At 56.8% G+C, this 16484-nt stretch carries 12 protein-coding genes and 1 pseudogene; 8 read left to right on the top strand and 5 right to left on the bottom strand.

Annotated features, from left to right (window positions below; genetic code table 11):
• Window positions 1-9: 9 nt before the first annotated feature.
• The 3 genes from H9L05_RS03345 to H9L05_RS03335 all read right to left on the bottom strand — a co-directional run bounded on the left by H9L05_RS03345 (window position 10) and on the right by H9L05_RS03335 (window position 2863).
• A complete protein-coding gene (locus H9L05_RS03345) occupies window positions 10-690 on the bottom strand; it encodes a carboxypeptidase-like regulatory domain-containing protein (RefSeq protein ID WP_187733025.1) in 681 nt (226 codons plus the stop codon).
• Window positions 691-810: 120 nt separating this feature from the next.
• Window positions 811-1467, bottom strand: coding sequence for a hypothetical protein (locus H9L05_RS03340; protein WP_187733024.1), 657 nt, complete (start codon window positions 1465-1467; stop codon window positions 811-813).
• A 157-nt stretch (window positions 1468-1624) separates the two neighbouring features.
• Window positions 1625-2863, bottom strand: coding sequence for a metallophosphoesterase (locus tag H9L05_RS03335; protein WP_187733023.1), 1239 nt, complete (start codon window positions 2861-2863; stop codon window positions 1625-1627).
• 124 nt (window positions 2864-2987) lie between these two features.
• Between H9L05_RS03335 and radC the strand changes: the two genes are divergently transcribed.
• The 7 genes and pseudogenes from radC (at window position 2988) to rny (ending at window position 9707) form a co-directional block, all read left to right on the top strand.
• On the top strand, window positions 2988-3731 hold the full coding sequence (gene radC, locus H9L05_RS03330) for a RadC family protein (protein ID WP_133273966.1): 744 nt from the start codon (window positions 2988-2990) through the stop codon (window positions 3729-3731).
• A gap of 210 nt (window positions 3732-3941) precedes the next feature.
• Window positions 3942-4562 carry a DUF1684 domain-containing protein gene (locus tag H9L05_RS03325; RefSeq protein WP_187733022.1) on the top strand — a complete coding sequence of 207 codons (621 nt, stop codon included), beginning with the start codon at window positions 3942-3944 and terminating at the stop codon, window positions 4560-4562.
• A 194-nt stretch (window positions 4563-4756) separates the two neighbouring features.
• A pseudogene (locus tag H9L05_RS25775) lies at window positions 4757-5152 on the top strand (phenylalanine--tRNA ligase subunit beta); the annotation flags it as partial.
• A 239-nt stretch (window positions 5153-5391) separates the two neighbouring features.
• Window positions 5392-7176 carry a phenylalanine--tRNA ligase subunit beta gene (gene pheT / locus H9L05_RS03320; RefSeq protein WP_317175092.1) on the top strand — a complete coding sequence of 595 codons (1785 nt, stop codon included), beginning with the start codon at window positions 5392-5394 and terminating at the stop codon, window positions 7174-7176.
• A gap of 135 nt (window positions 7177-7311) precedes the next feature.
• Window positions 7312-7608 carry a hypothetical protein gene (locus H9L05_RS03315; protein ID WP_133273963.1) on the top strand — a complete coding sequence of 99 codons (297 nt, stop codon included), beginning with the start codon at window positions 7312-7314 and terminating at the stop codon, window positions 7606-7608.
• 28 nt (window positions 7609-7636) lie between these two features.
• On the top strand, window positions 7637-7927 hold the full coding sequence (locus tag H9L05_RS03310; RefSeq protein ID WP_187733021.1) for a cell division protein ZapA: 291 nt from the start codon (window positions 7637-7639) through the stop codon (window positions 7925-7927).
• A gap of 112 nt (window positions 7928-8039) precedes the next feature.
• Window positions 8040-9707 carry a ribonuclease Y gene (gene rny, locus H9L05_RS03305; RefSeq protein ID WP_187733020.1) on the top strand — a complete coding sequence of 556 codons (1668 nt, stop codon included), beginning with the start codon at window positions 8040-8042 and terminating at the stop codon, window positions 9705-9707.
• A 101-nt stretch (window positions 9708-9808) separates the two neighbouring features.
• Here the strand turns inward: rny and H9L05_RS03300 are convergent, their stop codons facing one another.
• Window positions 9809-11401, bottom strand: a complete 1593-nt coding sequence (locus H9L05_RS03300) for a RagB/SusD family nutrient uptake outer membrane protein (protein WP_317175091.1) — start codon at window positions 11399-11401, stop codon at window positions 9809-9811.
• A 104-nt stretch (window positions 11402-11505) separates the two neighbouring features.
• Window positions 11506-14427: a SusC/RagA family TonB-linked outer membrane protein gene (locus H9L05_RS03295; protein WP_223284704.1), complete on the bottom strand. Its 2922-nt coding sequence runs from the start codon at window positions 14425-14427 to the stop codon at window positions 11506-11508.
• A 601-nt stretch (window positions 14428-15028) separates the two neighbouring features.
• Between H9L05_RS03295 and H9L05_RS03290 the strand changes: the two genes are divergently transcribed.
• Window positions 15029-16441 (top strand): FAD binding domain-containing protein, encoded by a 1413-nt coding sequence (locus H9L05_RS03290; protein ID WP_187733017.1) that lies wholly within the window; start codon window positions 15029-15031, stop codon window positions 16439-16441.
• Window positions 16442-16484 lie beyond the last annotated feature (43 nt).

Raw genomic sequence — 16484 nt, 5'->3', positions numbered from 1 at the left:
ACTTATGAGCTACAAATTGCTACTCGTACCCCGGTTATCCTTGAAATTGCGATTGTACCGCTCCCGATCGCGGCGGGCCTGCTCCATTTTCTTCTTCAGCGCTTCCTGCTGTTGCAGCTCCTCCAGCTTGCGCCGCGCCTTGCCCTCCCGCGACAGCGCGTCGTAGAGCAGACTAGCCGGGTTTTCAAGGGAGGCAACCGGCGCTTTGGGGGCCGTCGAGTCGACGGGGAACAGCGGCTTGGGCGCTGGGGGGCGTTTTACGGCGTTGGCGGGCGGCGTGGGGCGGCGCACGTTGCGCAGGGCCTTTTTTATCTGAGCATCGGCCGGGCGACCTTCCTGCACCCGCACTTCGCCCAGCTGAATGCTGGCACGGTCGAGCTTTACCTGCACAATAAGCTGCGAAAGTCCCGAGCGGCCCAGCGCCATTCGCTTGGTTGCGAAGCCCAGCGAAATGAACTCCAGCGTGTCGGTATACGCCACGTCGATGCGGAAGTCGCCGTCGTTGTTGGCTACTACGCCGGTTTTATTGCCCTTGATGCGTACCGTGGTGCCGGGTATGGGCTTGCCATCGGCGGCGTTGGTAATGGTGCCCGATACGCGCAGCTGAGCCGAGGCCGACAAGGCCGCCAACAGGCCCACAACCAGCAGCAGCGCGGCTTTATTCCAGAATCCGGTGAATAAACGAGACAATAAACCCATCAACGATACTAACGCAACCAAACTGCAAGGTAGCCAACTACTGAGTCAAAAAAAGCCCGCACCGTTGCAGGTGCGGGCTTCCATTAACCAGAAAATGAACAGAGGGGTTTCTTATTCCTCTTTCATCTTGGTTTCGCCGTCGTCGTCCACTTTCAATTTGGAGTCGTTGGCCTTCATCTTCATCTCGCCATCCGACTCCGCTTTCATTTTGGAGCCATCGGCGGCCTTTATTTTCATCTCGCCATCCGATTCGGTTTTCACCTTGGTGCCGTCGGCATACTTGGTTTTCGTGTCGCCGTCGGCCTCTACCTTGGTTACGCCCTGATCAACATCTGAAGCTGAAGCTACGGGTGCTTCATCCACGTACATTTCCTCAGCGTAATTCATGCGGTTGGCCACATACGCATCGTACTGAGCCGGGTCGGAAAAAACGGTTTTGAACTGCGTATCGGTTTCGGTATTAATAGTTTGCATAGCCGCGTACATGCCCGTAGTGTCGGTGGCGTACTGCGCTTCCAGTTCCGCGAGGCGGCGCGAGCGTTCGAAGTAGATATCCTCGGCGCGGGCCACCACGGTCGTATCCGTGATTTTCAGATCGGTGGCCATACGAGTGGCAATGCGGTTAGCGCGGGTACGCGACGCGGCCGGCGTCGTGACGGTCTGCGTGGTCGTCGTAGTGGTGGTGGTCGTTTCAGCCGCTTTTTCCTGCGAGCAGGATGCCAATGCCAGCGCACCGGCGCAGGAGAATAATAAGAGGGTCTTTTTCATGATAAGATTTAAGTAGGGAGGGAGTAGCAGTCCGAAGATCAGACCACGGCCGCTATACGGTTCAGGTTGTTTGTAGTTTTATAATTGAATTATTATATATAAAAAAGCCCCCAACGCTGGCGTTGGGGGCTTTTTTATATATAAGTAATATGGCTGCTTAAGCCCGGCGCAGCTCAAACACGGTTATTTCGGGCAGGAAGCCCACCCGGCCCGGATAGCCGATGAAGCCCAGGCCCGTATTCACATACAGGTACTGCTGGCCCTTGTTATACAGTCCAGACCACTGCTTATACACGTACTGCACGGGGCTCCACTTGAAGAAGGGCAGGTTTACGCCAAACTGCATGCCGTGGGTGTGGCCCGAGAGCGTCAGGTCAATGTCGGGGTAGTTGAGCACCTCGCCTTCCCAGTGCGAAGGGTCGTGGGAAAGCAGGATTTTGAACGGCGCGTCGCCGCTGGCGGCGTGGGCTTTAGGCAGGTCGCCGTACTTAGGAAAGCGCATTTGGGCCCCCCAGTTCTGCACGCCGAGCACGGCTATTTTGTCGCCGTCGCGCTCTATCATGTGGCTTTCATCCATAAGCAGGCGCCACCCGATTTTGGCGTGGTTCTGGGCCAGGCGGGCCAGGTTTTCGCGCTTGGCTTCGGGGCTGGGCCACTCCACGTAGTCACCGTAGTCGTGGTTGCCGAAAACGGAGAACTTAGGCAGCTTGGACTGAATCTGGGCCAGCGTATCAATGTGATTTTCTACCTCGGTAGCCACGTTATTTACTAAGTCGCCGGTCATAAAAATGAGGTCGGCGCCCTGCTTATTAATCATGCGGACGGCTCGTTCCAGTGGCTCGCTCGACTGAAAACTGCCCGTGTGCAGATCCGAAATCTGAAGCACTTTAAAGCCATCAAATGACGCCGGCAGGTTGGGAAAGCGCAGCGTTACGCGCTTCACCTGATAGTCGGTGGCGCCCCGAAACATGCCCCAGATAAAGGCCACAAATGGAATGCCGGCCACCACCAGCGCCAAGCCACTCAAAAACTGACTTCGTGTAATGGGCGTGCCCGTAGCGGCCGTGTCGCGCTGCGTAAACTGCCGCACCGCCCAGCGTCCCACCCGAATCAGGTCTTCGGGTAGCAAAAACAGCATTACCACTATTTTGGCTAGTAACAAGCCCAGCAGGAAGCTGGAAACATAGGTTTTGTAGGGCGCGGGGCCGCTGTGGCGGGTGGTAATGGCCCAGATAGCCAAGCCCCAGGACAGCGCCGTGACGATCCAATAAATAGCTCCGGCGATTCGGCGTCCGCTGATGGAGCTGGCCGGAATTAGGGTTTTTATAGCTTGGTAGCCGTACCATTCGGCTAAAATGAGCAATAGGATGAAGGGGAAACTCAGAATTCGTGACATGCAGGTGGAAAAGATGGATTCCGGCGGCTTTGGTTTAGTTATTGGAGCTACCGGGTAAGAATAGGATAGACGGCTGAATACAAATTTTACCTTATGTGCCAGCCCTCAGCAACAATAGTGCAGTATGAAATCAGTTGACAACCTGGCGGAAGAGGCCGCTGCCCCCGTGCGTTACGTAGCCCCCACTTCTTTCGGTATTAAAAGCTGGGCCGAGGAAGACCGCCCCCGCGAAAAGCTTCTGCAAAAAGGCCGCTCAGCTCTCTCCGACGCGGAGTTGATGGGAATTCTGCTCGGCTCGGGCACTGCCAAGCTCTCCGCTGTAGACGTAGCCAAGCTGATTCTGAACGCAGTAGAAAACGATTTGAATGAGTTGGCCAAATTGTCGGTGAAGGAGCTGATGCGCCACAAAGGTATCGGGGAAGCTAAGGCTATAACCATCGTGGCGGCCTTAGAGTTAGGTCGGCGCCGCAAGGAAACGGCCGCCGCGGCCCGCACCACCATCACCTGCTCGCGCGATATTTACCAGCTCATCCGGCCCAACCTCCAGGATTTGCCACACGAAGAATTCTGGGTCATTCTGCTCAATCGCGCCAACGTGGTCATGCGCAAGCAACCCATCAGCAGTGGGGGAGTGGCCGGCACCGTCGCCGACCCGAAGATGATTTTCAAGCACGCTCTGGAGCAGCTGGCCAGCTCCATTATCCTGGTGCACAACCACCCCAGCGGCAACCAGAAGCCCAGCGCCGCCGATATTGCCCTCACCCGCAAGCTCAAAGAAGCCGGCCAGTTCCTGGATCTCCCCATCCTCGACCACCTCATCTACACCGACCACGGCTACTACAGCTTCGCCGACGAAGGCGTGCTGTAAGTAGATTACTGTAGAGACACATATTTGTGTCTCCCGATTGAACGAGCGGTACCACACAATTTTGCTATATAAAACAACATCAGCAATGAGGAGACACAAGTATGTGCCTCTACACGTGCGATTAATATAAAAAGCTCCCCAGCGGCTCTGGGGGCTTTTCTGCTGCAAACCTAGCAAGAGCCGCCGCGCCCCGGTATCTTTGCCGCTACCATGCGCCTCAATCCCAAGCTTTTTATCTTTCTCGGCCTGCTCCTCGTGCTCGGCTATTTCCTCCAGGACCTCGTGCTGAACGACGAGCAGTACGTGGCCCGCATTGAGAAGGCCCGCCACGCCAAAGACGATGAGTTTCGCCGCGTGCAGGGCTCGCCACTCTCCGCTGAGCAGCGCCAGCAGTTCGACAGCCTGAACTACTTCGCACCCAACAAAACCTACCGCCTCACGGCCCAGTTTGAGCCCTTTTCCGTGCGCGACACCATCGCCATGCGCCTCACCGATGGCAAGGCTGAAAAGTATATACGCTGGGGCCGCGCCTCCTTTGAGTGGCAAAAAGAAGCCCAGCGCCTCACCGTGTTCCGCAAAGCCAACGGCCCTGATACCACGCTCTTCATTCCCTTCACCGACAAAACCAACGGCTTCGACACCTACGGCGGCGGCCGCTACCTCGACGCCGAGCCCGTAGCCGAGGGCGACGATGAGATTGTGCTAGATTTCAACACGGCCTACAATCCCTTCTGCGCCTATAATGTATCGTTTGCCTGCCCCGTGCCGCCCGCCGAGAATATCCTGTCGGTATACATCAAGGCCGGGGAGAAGACGTTTCACAAGGATTAATGCTAGTAGAACGGAGTGGCACTCCGTTCTTGCGCGCTAGCGCAAAGCCGTCGGCACCGCGCCATGCCGTGCTACCGCCAGCTTGCCGCTTTGCGGCAGAGCGGAGTACCACTCCGTTTTACATTTTAGGCCGTTTTGCAAATTCATACCTTTGCCCGCCCCGCTGTTTTTGACGCTGACTACCTGTATTCTATATGAAAATCTCCCTCGACTGGCTCCGCACCCTCATTCCCACCGATAAATCGGCCACCGAGCTGTCTGCCCTGCTCACCGGCTCAGGCCTGGAAGTGGAAGGTGTGGAAGAGCTCGAAAGCATTCCCGGCGGCCTGCGTGGCGTGGTAATCGGTGAAGTATTAACCTGCGAAAAGCACCCCGACGCCGATAAGCTGAGCCTGACCACCGTAGCCGTGGGCGACGCCACCCCGCGCCAAATCGTGTGCGGAGCTTCGAATGTGGCTGCCGGCCAGAAAGTAGTGGTAGCGTTGGAAGGCGCCACCCTGCACCCGGCCCAGGGCGAGCCATTCAAAATCAAGAAATCCAAGATTCGCGGCGCGGCCTCCGAGGGCATGATTTGCGCTGAGGACGAAATCGGTATCGGCACTTCCCACGCCGGCATCATCGTGCTCGACACCGATCTTCCTAACGGTACTCCCGCCGCTGAGTATTTTGGCTTAGGCTCCGATGCTGTGCTGGAAATCGGCCTGACGCCCAACCGCGCCGACGCTGCCTCTCATTACGGCGTGGCCCGCGAGCTGCGTGCCCTCCTTCGCCAGCCCTGCCACTTGCCCGATGTAAGCGCATTTTTGCCCCCACAACCGCCGCGCAGAATGTGCAAGTGCGGATTGAGGATGAAGATGCATGTCCGCGCTACGCTGGCTTGTTGCTCGAAAATGTGCAGGTCGGCCCGTCGCCGGAGTGGCTGCAGCGGCGCCTGCGCAGCATTGACTTGTCGCCGATTAATAACGTAGTGGACGTGACCAACTTCGTGCTGCACGAGCTAGGCCAGCCCCTGCACGCCTTCGACGCCGACCAGATTTCTGGGGGGCAAATTCGGGTGAAGCGCGCCGCTGAAGGCGAGAAGTTCACGACTCTGGACGGCACCGAGCGCACCCTGCGCGTCGAAGATCTGGTGATTGCCGGCGGGGGCGGGGAGCCGCTGGCTTTGGCTGGCGTGTTTGGGGGGCAAACTTCCGGCGTGAGCGCCGCCACCCAGCGCGTGTTTCTGGAAAGCGCCTACTTCGCGCCCGCCGTAGTGCGCCGCACCAGCCAAACCCACCAGCTGAAAACCGACGCCTCCTTCCGCTTCGAGCGCGGCACCGATCCGAATATGGTGCTTGTGGCCTTGCAGCGGGCCGCCCTGCTGCTTCAGGAAGTAGCTGGTGCACGTATTTCCGCGCCTGTTGTGGATGAATATCCGAAGCATGTGCTGCCTACCACCGTGCGCCTGCGCCTCTCGCGAGTGGAGCGCCTCGTAGGTCAGCACATCGCCACCGACCGAATCCGTCATATCCTGACTGACTTAGAAATTACCATTCAGGCCGAAAACGGCGACGACTGGTGGCTGATCGTGCCATCCTTCAAAGTGGATGTGACCCGCGAAGCCGATGTAATCGAGGAGATACTGCGCATACACGGCTACAACAACGTGGCCTTGCGTCCGCACAACTCGGCTTCCTTCCTGGCCAAATTCCCGAATCCTGACCCGGAGATTCTGCGCCAGAATACGGCCCGCCTGCTCAGCGGCCAGGGTTTCTCGGAAATCATTACTAACTCTATTACCAACGCCCGCTACTTCGAGGCCGAAGGCGAAACCAACGAGGCGCTGGTGCGCGTGCTGAACTACAACAGCGCCGACCTGAACGTGCTGCGCCCTACGGTGCTTCACAGCGCCCTGGAAGTAGTGCGCTACAACCTCAACCGCCGTCAGCGCGACCTGAAGCTGTATGAGTTCGGCAAAACCTACTTCCGCAAAGCCGACGGCCAGTACGAGGAGAGAAACAGCCTCATAATTCTGCTCACCGGCAATGCCACCGCCGAAACCTGGCAGCACAAAGCCGAAAAGGCCACCTTCCACCACCTGGCCGGTGCTGTGCAGCAAGTCCTGACGGCCCTGGGCCACGCCGCGCCCACTTCCCAACCCGTGCAGCACCCGTACCTGGCGGGCGGCCTCACGTTGCTGGCCCAAAACCAGCCAGTGGCGCACCTGGGGGGCATTTCTGCCGGGGTGCTGAAGCGCCTCGACGTGAATCAGCCCGTGTGGTACGCCGAGCTGGATTGGGATTGGCTGGTGAAGAAATACAAGAACGCCCTCGTGGCCCGCGAGCTGCCCAAGTTTCCCGAGGTGCGCCGCGACCTGTCGCTGGTAGTTGACAAGGCCGTGACCTTCGATCAGCTGCGCCAGATTGCCCAGCGGGCCGAGCGCAAGCTGCTGCACGGCGTGAACGTGTTCGACGTATACGAGGGCGACAAGCTGCCGGAAGGCAAGAAGTCGTACTCCGTCAGCTTCAACTTGCAGGACCCGACCCAAACGCTTACTGACCAAGCCATCGACGGCGTAATGCAGCGTTTGATTCAGCAGTTCGAAAAGCAGGCGGGTGCTGTAATCCGTCGCTAGTCAAAACGCCACAGTATGTTTGAGCTCGCACGGGTAGCCCAAAGTTTGGGGAACAGGTGAAATCCTGCCAAATTGCCTGAGCGAAGCAGAGAGCAAATCTACTGTGGCGCTTATTTATTAAAATAATTCTCTCGCATGGCCTCCTCTCAGCAGCTTGCTCAACTAGACCGCCTGGAGCGGCAGGTAACCACCTTAGTGGCTGCCTATCAGCAGTTGCGCGAGGAGCTGGCCGATGCTCAAACGACTATCCAGCAGCTCCACGCCGACGTACGCGACCGGGAACGGCAGCTCAAGGATTTCCAGAATCAGGAGAATATCGCTAAACTTGTCCATACCATAGCAGAAGAACCTGCCAACGCCAACGAGCTTAAACTGCGCCTAAACGAATATATCCGCGAGATTGATAAGTGCCTTGCCTATTTGAGGGAGTAATGACCATCGAACGTCCAGCCATTTGCTGATGAGTGACTTAGCCATTAAAATTCGTATTGCTGAACGGGACTACCCCATGCGCGTTAGCCCCTTGGAAGAGGAGCGTCTGCGCCTGGCTGGGCGTCAGCTCAACGAACGGATCAAGGAATTTCGCGAACAGTACGGCATTCAAGACAAGCAAGACTTGCTAGCCATGATTGCCCTATCCACCATGGCTGACGGCTTGAAAGTCAGCAAAGAAAAGGATGGCACTGATGCAGCTCTTACTGAGCGTCTTACGCGCTTAGATAAGCTGCTTTCGTCGCTGGTGCTCGGCTGAGCATCGGCGCAGTTTTATGACCGACCGGGCGGAGCAAATGCTCCGCTACTTGGAGACTGTTGGGCAGATTTTTTTGTTGTGGTTTATTAGTACCCCCTAAAAACCATAACTCATGCCCAACTACATAATCTATATTGTTCTGGCTGCCGTCGTTGCCCTTGTGGCCGGCGTTGTGCTAGGACGCCTGCTGGCCGGCAAGGCCAGGCAGGACCACGAAGCCCAGGCGCAGGCCCGCGCTCAGCAGCTTCTTCAGGAAGCAGAGGCGCAAGCCAACCGCACCCGCGATGAGCGCATTCAGCAGTCTAAGGATAAGTTTCGCCAGCTCAAGAATGAGTTTGAGCAGGAAAGCAAGCGCCAGAAGCAGTCTTTAGAGCAGGAGCTGACAGAGCGCCGCGCCACCGTACTTGAGCAGGAGCAGAGCATCAAGCGCCTCACCGAAACCACCCAGAAGCAGCTTGAGCAGCTCCAGCGCAAAGAGCAAGACTTAGAAACCCTCCGCGAAAAGCTTCAGACCGACGCCCAGCAGCAGCGCGAGCGCCTCGACAGCCAGGAAGAAAAACGCCGTGTAACGATCGAAACCCAGCAAGCCAAGCTCCAGCAGAAAGAGCACGACCTCGACGCCCGCATCCACGATGTACAGCACCAGCTCGAAACCATTGCCAACCTGTCGGCCGCCGAAGCTCGCGAGCAATTGGTAGAATCGTTGAAGAATGAAGCCCAGATTCAGGCTTCCTCTTATATCAAAGACGTGGTGGCCCAGGCCAAGCTGTCGGCTACCAAAGACGCCAAGAAAGTAGTGCTGGAAACCATTCAGCGCACAGCGGCTGAGCACGCTATCGAGAACTGCGTGTCGATTTTCAACATTGAGTCGGACGACGTTAAAGGCAAAATCATTGGCCGGGAAGGCCGCAACATTCGCGCCTTGGAAGCCGCTACCGGCGTGGAAATCATTGTGGATGATACGCCCGAAGCCATCATCATTTCCGGGTTTGACCCAGTGCGCCGCGAAGTAGCACGCTTGTCGTTGCACTTGCTGGTAAAAGACGGTCGTATTCACCCCGCCCGCATCGAGGAAATTGTAGCCAAAACGCGCAAGAACATCGACGAGGAAATTGTGGAAATCGGCGAGCGGACTATCATCGACCTCGGTATTCACGGCTTGCACCCCGAGCTGATCAAGATGGTGGGCCGCATGCGTTTCCGGTCATCTTACGGCCAAAACCTACTCCAGCACTCCCGCGAAGTAGCCAACCTCTGCGCCACTATGGCCGCCGAGCTGGGCCTGAACGTGAAGCATGCAAAGCGTGCCGGCCTTCTGCACGACATTGGTAAAGTAAGCACCGAGGAGCCTGAGCTGCCCCACGCCATCCTGGGCATGGAGCTGGCCAAGAAGTATAAGGAGCACCCCGACGTCATCAACGCCATCGGTGCCCACCACGACGAGATTGAAATGACGGCCATGGTCTCGCCCCTGGTGCAGGCCTGCGACGCCATCAGCGGCTCCCGTCCCGGTGCCCGCCGCGAGATGATGGAAAGCTACATCAAGCGCCTCAAGCAGCTGGAAGAAACGGCCGTGGGCTTCGATGGTGTACTTCAGTGTTACGCCATTCAGGCCGGCCGCGAGCTGCGCGTCATGGTGAACGCAGACAACGTAACCGACGACCGGGCCCAGGAGCTGAGCTACGAAATTTCCCAGAAGATCGAGAAGGAGATGCAGTATCCCGGCCAGATTAAAATCACGGTGATTCGGGAGATGCGCGCGGTGGCGTACGCCAAGTAAGACTTCCTTTTTAGAGTAAAAAAGCCCCCAGCACGACTGCTGGGGGCTTTTTTTAGTGAGAAGCTCCTGAATAAAAGCGGCCAGAGCGGCTGCCAAAAAGATTACCGGTAGCTCGGATTCTGCGTGAATTCCTCTTTGTTCAGAATAGCATCCAGCTGGCGCTGTGGAATGGGGCGCACCGTATGGTAGGCCTGAATGCTGGCACCTGCCTCCGGGTTGTTGGCCTTTACCCGCTCCACCAGCTTGTTTGTGCGCTTGAGGTCGAACCAGCGGACTTGCTCACCGGCCAGCTCGCGGGCCCGCTCATCCAGAATAAAGTCCAGGCTTAGGTTAGAGGCAGTAATGCGCATGTCGGCGGCTTTGCCGGGCAATGCGGCCCGCTCCCGCACGGTGTTGATGAGGGTGGTGGCCTGTGCCGTGTTGCCCAGCTTAAACTGCGCTTCAGCGGCCATCAGATACACATCGGCCAGCCGAATAACGTAGGCGTCGCGGGCGCTCTGCTCCTCCTGAATAGTAGGGCGAGTGGGGTCCTCAAACTTACGCAGGCACACGTACTGCAAACGGTTTTTGGCGGTGCCGTTGGCGTTATAAATCGTATTTACGTCGTAGGTCACGTACTTTTTTGACGTTTGTACTGAGGCAGGAATTGCCTTTTTGGTGGCCAGAATGGCGGTGTCGCCCACGGCAAAGCGACCGGCAACGGCCGTGTTGGCCAGCCACACTGTACGGAAGGAAGCCGCATAGCGCGAGTCCTTGGTTTCGTCGAACAGGTTCAGCAAAAACTTGGTCGGCATGAAGCGGTTAAAGGGCCGGCCGTTGGCCACGTCGCGGACCATACCGGGCTGGTCGTCGTACTTCATCAGCCACATCAAGTGCCCGTTGTTGCCGCCTCGCGAGTGTCCGTCAGGATAGAGAGTGTTGTCTACGCGGTCGTTCAGGGTCAGTTCCTTGGTGTAGTTCACGGCCCATACTATTTCGCGGTTTTCCAGGTTGGTCATCGACCACAAGTCGGCGTAGCGAGGTAGCAAGGTGAAGTTGTAGCCCGAAATTACCTTCTGCGCCAGCGTGGCCGCCTGTTGGTTGTCGCCCCGCGTCAGATAGATTTTGGCCAGGAATGCTTCGGCGGCTGGCTTGGTTACGCGGCCATAATCGGTAGTCGTGTTCGGCAGGTTAGCCACGGCTACAGTCAGATCCTCGACAATCTGCTTGTAAAAGGTATCAACCGGCGTGCGGTTGGAAGTGGTTTGCACCCCCGACGTTTCGGTGGTGGTGAAGTGCACGCCGCCCCAGGTTTCTACAATGTGCCAGTAATAAAAGGCCCGCAGGAAGCGCAGCTCACCCTCCCGAACCGTTTTCTGCGCGTCCGTCATCCCCGAATTTCCCACCCGCGAAATACCGGCATTGCAGAGGTTGACGGCTGTGTAAAGCTTGCCCCAGAGACTTTCCACTGCCCGCGAGCTAGATTGCAGCGTGGTGTATTCCGTCAGGTCGGGGTTCACGTCGCCAGCGCCGCGGAGCCAAAGGTCAGTACCCATTTCCGACATACTGATGCCGTCTTCCTTGCCATACCACCAGCGCGTGTAGGAATACGCCGCATTTACCAAGCTCTCAAAACCAGCCGGCGTGGTATACACGGCATCGGCGGTCAGGCCGGAGGGGTTGTATTCCTCCAATTGCTTTTCGCACGAGGTCAAAAAGGCCAGCGCGCAAGCCGCAACGCCTAAAGTTATCTTTGATAATTTCATCTTCTTCGTCAAATACTGGTTGAAAACACAGGCAATGGCTACAAAAAAGCCCCCTAGAAGCCTAGGTTGATGCCCGCTGATACCACGCGCGGAATGGGAGTAGTGATTGCACCACCACGTTCAGGGTCGTAGTTATCAATCTCACTGAGTGTCACCAGGTTCTTACCCTGCACGTACACGCGGGCCGAGCTGATAGCCACTTTTTCCAGCCAGGAGGCTGGCAGATTATAGCCGAGCGTCACGCCGCGTAGCTTCACAAATGAGCCGTCGCGGTAGCCGAGCGTCGTGCCAAAAAGGCCATTTCGCAGAGTGCTCTTCGAAAGGGCCGCGTCGGGGCGCGGGTAGTCGTTGGAGGGATTTTCAGGGGTCCAGTAGTTCTGACGTGAGCTATTCTCAATGCCTTGGGGGTCAAAAACCTCCGCGTACTCATAGTTGATCATCTGCCCGATGCGCGCAAATACCTGGAATGAAAGGTCGAAGCCCTTGTAGCTCAGGTCGCTGCTGAGGCTGCCGCTCCACTTTGGTACAGCCGAGCCTAGCACGCGCCGGTCGTTGGCCGCTGTGATGCGCCCGTCGCCATCCAGGTCTTTCACCTTGATCTGTCCGGGCTTCTGGCCGAATGCTTTCGCCGCATCTGCTTCATCCGTTTGCCAGATGCCTATTTTTTCATAGTCGTAGAACACCCGCACCGGCGAGCCGATAAACAAACCGTTGGTGATGTCGTTGGTGCCGGTGCCCAACTCCAGAATCTCTTCTTTGTTCTTAAACCACGTCAGGCCTACGTTCCAGGTGAAATCTTCCCGCTCCACAACGCGCGCATTCAAACCTACTTCTACGCCCCGGTTGCGGGTCTGGCCAATGTTCTGGGTGATAAACGACACGCCCGAGGAAAGCGGAAGAAAGCGGTTCAGCAGCAGGTCGCTCGTCTTGGTGTCGTACACGTCCACGGAGCCCGTCACGCGGTTATCGAGGAAGCCAAAATCGAGGCCGACGTTCTTGGTCAGCGAAATTTCCCAGCCCAGCTCGGGGTTGCCGATGCGGTTAGCAAAGGTGTAGCCGGCGGCAGCGGTTTCGCCAAAGGCATACGGAATGCGCGACAGCAGGCTCTGCGAAGAGTAAGCAGGCACGTCGTAGTTGCCGGCCCGGCCGTAGCTGGCGCGCAGCTTCAAATCCGTTACCGACGTCAGGTCTTTCATGAAATCCTCGTCGATGATGCGCCAAGCCACGGCGGCCGAAGGAAAGAACGAGCCCTTGTTGCCCCGCGCCAGCTTCGACGACAAGTCTTCGCGGCCCGTCAGCGTCAGCAAATATTTGCCTTTGAAGCCGTACTGCACACGGCCCGTGAACGAGATCAGCTTGCTGTCGGTGTAGCCGCTATTGATACCAACCTGCTGATTCGCATTGGCCAAAGCAAAGAACTCCTGATACGCCAGCAGCTGGTTGCGGCCCTGAGCGTTGGAGTTCTCGGTATTGAACGTTAGCAGGGAGGTAACACCGGTGGCCGTCAGTGAGTGGTTGCCGAAGGTCTTGTTGTAGTTAAGGATGTTCTCCCAGCTCCAGTTCGTGTCAAACTGCGTTCCGTACGACGACTGCGAAACTTGGCCGTTGCGGTCGAGGGTGTACTGGCCCTGGTAAATGCCCGTGCGGCCGTTGGAAAGCGTCAGGCCAAGGTTGGAGCGCAGGTTCAGGCTCGGCAGAATCTGATAGCTGATGTAGGCCGTGGAGAAAGTACGGGTAGTGCGGGTGTTGTTGGTGTAGTTGTCTGGCAGCTCATCTACCAATGGGTTGATAAAGGCTTGGTTGTTAGGATAGTTAACAATGTTGCCATCCGCATCATAGGGCGTACCCAGGGGGTTAATCTTATTCGCCTGGTTGGTTGGGTCGCGCCGGGTATTCTGGTTGTAATAAGTCAGCTGATTTTGCAGGCCGATGCTTACCTTATCATTCAGTGCCTGATCAAGGTTAGCCCGAAAAGAATAGCGGTTGAGGTCATCTTTACGGAACAGCCCCTGCTCGTTATAATAATCGCCCGACAGGTAGAACTTGGTTTTCTCAGAGCCGCCCGATAAGCCAATCTGATGCTCTTGCTGCACGCCATCGCGGAACAGCAAATCGGCCCAGTTGGTAGAGGTGCCGTTGGCAATGGCTTCCAACTCAGCAGCGGTGAAGATCTTCGGGTCGTCGGCCACGGTAGCCCACCGGCCGCTGGTGCGGTTGGCTTCCCGCTTCTGGGCCACAAACTCGGCCGCGTTGTTTACCTCCGGATAATATACCCGGTCGGTGATACCGTAGTAGGAGTTGAGCGTGACGCGCGTTTTGCCCGCCGCACCTTTCTTGGTGCTCACGATAATAACGCCATTTGCCCCCCGGGCGCCGTAGATGGCCGTGGAGGCCGCATCCTTGAGTACCTCCATGGAGGCAATGTCGTTGGGGTTGATGTCCTGAATGGAGTTGTACTGCACGCCATCCACCACAAACAGCGGCCCGTTGCTGGCATTGATAGAGCGGTTGCCACGCACCGTGATATTCACGGGTGCACCTGCTTGACCTCCGGCGCTGACGATATCCACGCCCGGCAGCCGACCCTGCAACGACTCCATGACGTTGGCCACCGGTACTTTTTTCAGGTCGGCCTCTTTCACCGAAACAATAGCGCCCGTTACGTCGCTCTTCTTCACCTGTCCGTAGCCAATTACTACTACCTCATCAAGCGCCTTACGATCGGGGGCAAGTCTGATTTTGAGGTCAGTTTGCGAGCCTAGGGTAATCGTTTGCGTTAAGTAGCCGATTGAGCTCACCGTCAGGCTGGCTTCGCTGCCATCGGGCACGCTCAGCAAAAAACGCCCATCCGGGTCAGTTGAAGCGCCAACAGTAGTGTTTTTGACCAGTACCGTCACGCCCGGTAGTCCTTCGCCGGTGACAGCGTCCAGCACCTGTCCCGTTACCGAACGGGATTGTTGGGCCCAAGCCGGCATTCCCGCGCAAAGCAAGATTGCTGGTAAGAGTAGTTTTTGCTTCATGTAGTGTGGAAATATTGAAAGAGAAGGAGTTACCAGGCCTCAGGCCCACGTTGGTGGTGTATGCAAAGCGCCGAGTGAATGCGCGACAGAAACCATAAGTAGCTTCTGCAGAATGTCGCTTTTACCTGAGCCTTTGACTAGATCAGCTGATGGCTCACGCAACAAGATCTAGCGTCGTGTAAGCGCCAGAAAACCTCCTTTTGGAGGTTATTGTGGTATAATGTTAAATATTCTCACCCCCTTTGATTTGACTGGGGGCTTTTTTTTTATGCAATCGTTATCGGGAACGTTGCCGGCTGACTACCCCTGTTCGCTTCTTCGCGGAATAGCTTGGTTTCTATTCGTTTAGGCCGGAACGAAAAGTCTGGCCACTGATGGAGCCGGCTTCTACCGAGCCTGTGGCTCTATCAGCAGAAAGTTGGCAGCCATGTTGGCGGTTGCGCCACCGTTTGTAGTGGCCAGCTTCTGTGCTGGAGCCATGTTTTCTCTGGTCAGCAGCGTACTGTTATCTCGCTCAAATCAAGTAACTTCCGCAACCACCTCAAATGCTTTTCCCTTGCTGAAGTTTATTCTCAACAATCAAGAAGTAGCCACGGACTTGCCGGCGGGCACGGTGCTGCTGGACTTTGTGCGCTATCATCAGCACCTACCGGGCACCAAAATCGGGTGCCGGGAGGGCGACTGCGGCGCGTGCACGGTACTGGTAGGCGAGCTTGCGGATACTCAGGTGCGCTACCGATCCTATACTTCCTGCCTTACACCGCTGGGCAACGTGCAGGGCAAGCACGTGGTGACGGTGGAGGGAATAAATATGGAGCAGCTAAACCCGATTCAGCAGGCCATGGTAGACGAATCGGCGACCCAATGCGGGTTTTGTACGCCGGGCTTCGTGGTGTCGCTGGCGGGCTTCTGCCTGAGCGGGCAAAAGCCAACCACCCAGAACGCCATAGCCGCCGTGGATGGCAACATCTGCCGGTGCACAGGCTACAAATCCATTGAGCGGGCGGCCGCCAAAGTCGCACAATTGTTGGCAGCAAGCGAAGGGGAGGAGCCAGCGGTATTCGTGGCCCGGCACCAGATTCTACCCGAGTATTTCACCTCCATCAAAAGCCGGCTGCGGGCGCTGGCGGCAGATAGCGCACCCAATGGGCACGTTCTGAGCGGGGCATTACAGTTTGTAGGTGGTGGCACCGATCTGTACGTGCAGAAGCATGATCAGATGAAAGAACTGGCTGCTCGCTTTCTCCTCAATCAAGCTGATTTGAAGGGTATTGTTCGGCAGGAAAACCGCTGCGTAATTGGCGGCGCAGCTACCGTGAGCGACTTGGCTGAGTCGGGTGTTATGCAGGAGTATTTTCCTGACTTTCGCCAATTTCTGCGGCTGGTGTCGTCTACGCCGATTCGCAATATGGCCACCGTGGCGGGCAACTTCGTCAACGCTTCGCCCATTGGCGACCTGACGATTATGTTTCTGGCCCTGAACGCGCAGCTGGTGCTCAGCGACGGGCACACGGCGCGCGAAATACCCTTGCGCCAGTTTTATAAAGGCTATAAATTACTGGAAAAAGCCCCCCAGGAGAATATTACGGCCATCTGGTTTGAATTGCCTGCCGCGGCTACTCGCTTCAACTTCGAGAAAGTCAGCAAGCGGACGCACCTGGATATTGCCAGCGTGAACTCGGCCTGCTGCCTTACAATTCAGGACGGCTTTATCGTGACGGCCGCAGTTTCGGCTGGCGGCGTAGGGCCAATTCCCATGCTTCTACGCAAGGCGTCGGAGTTTGTAGCAGGCAAAGAGGTGTCAGAAGAACTCATTCAGAAAGCGCTGGAAATAGCGCAGACTGAAATAGCCCCCATCAGCGACGCGCGTGGTACCGAAACGTACAAGCGGCTTCTCCTAAACCAGTTGATAAAAGCTCATTTCCTGGCGCTATTCCCGCAGCTGAATCCATCAGAGTTGGTACAGTAACTTCTATACGCTCATGATTTAGAACGTCATGCAGAGCGCAGCG

Origin of the sequence: Hymenobacter qilianensis (assembly GCF_014489555.1) — a bacterium.
GTDB lineage: Bacteria > Bacteroidota > Bacteroidia > Cytophagales > Hymenobacteraceae > Hymenobacter > Hymenobacter qilianensis.
This window is presented reverse-complemented; position numbering and strand designations above follow the sequence as displayed.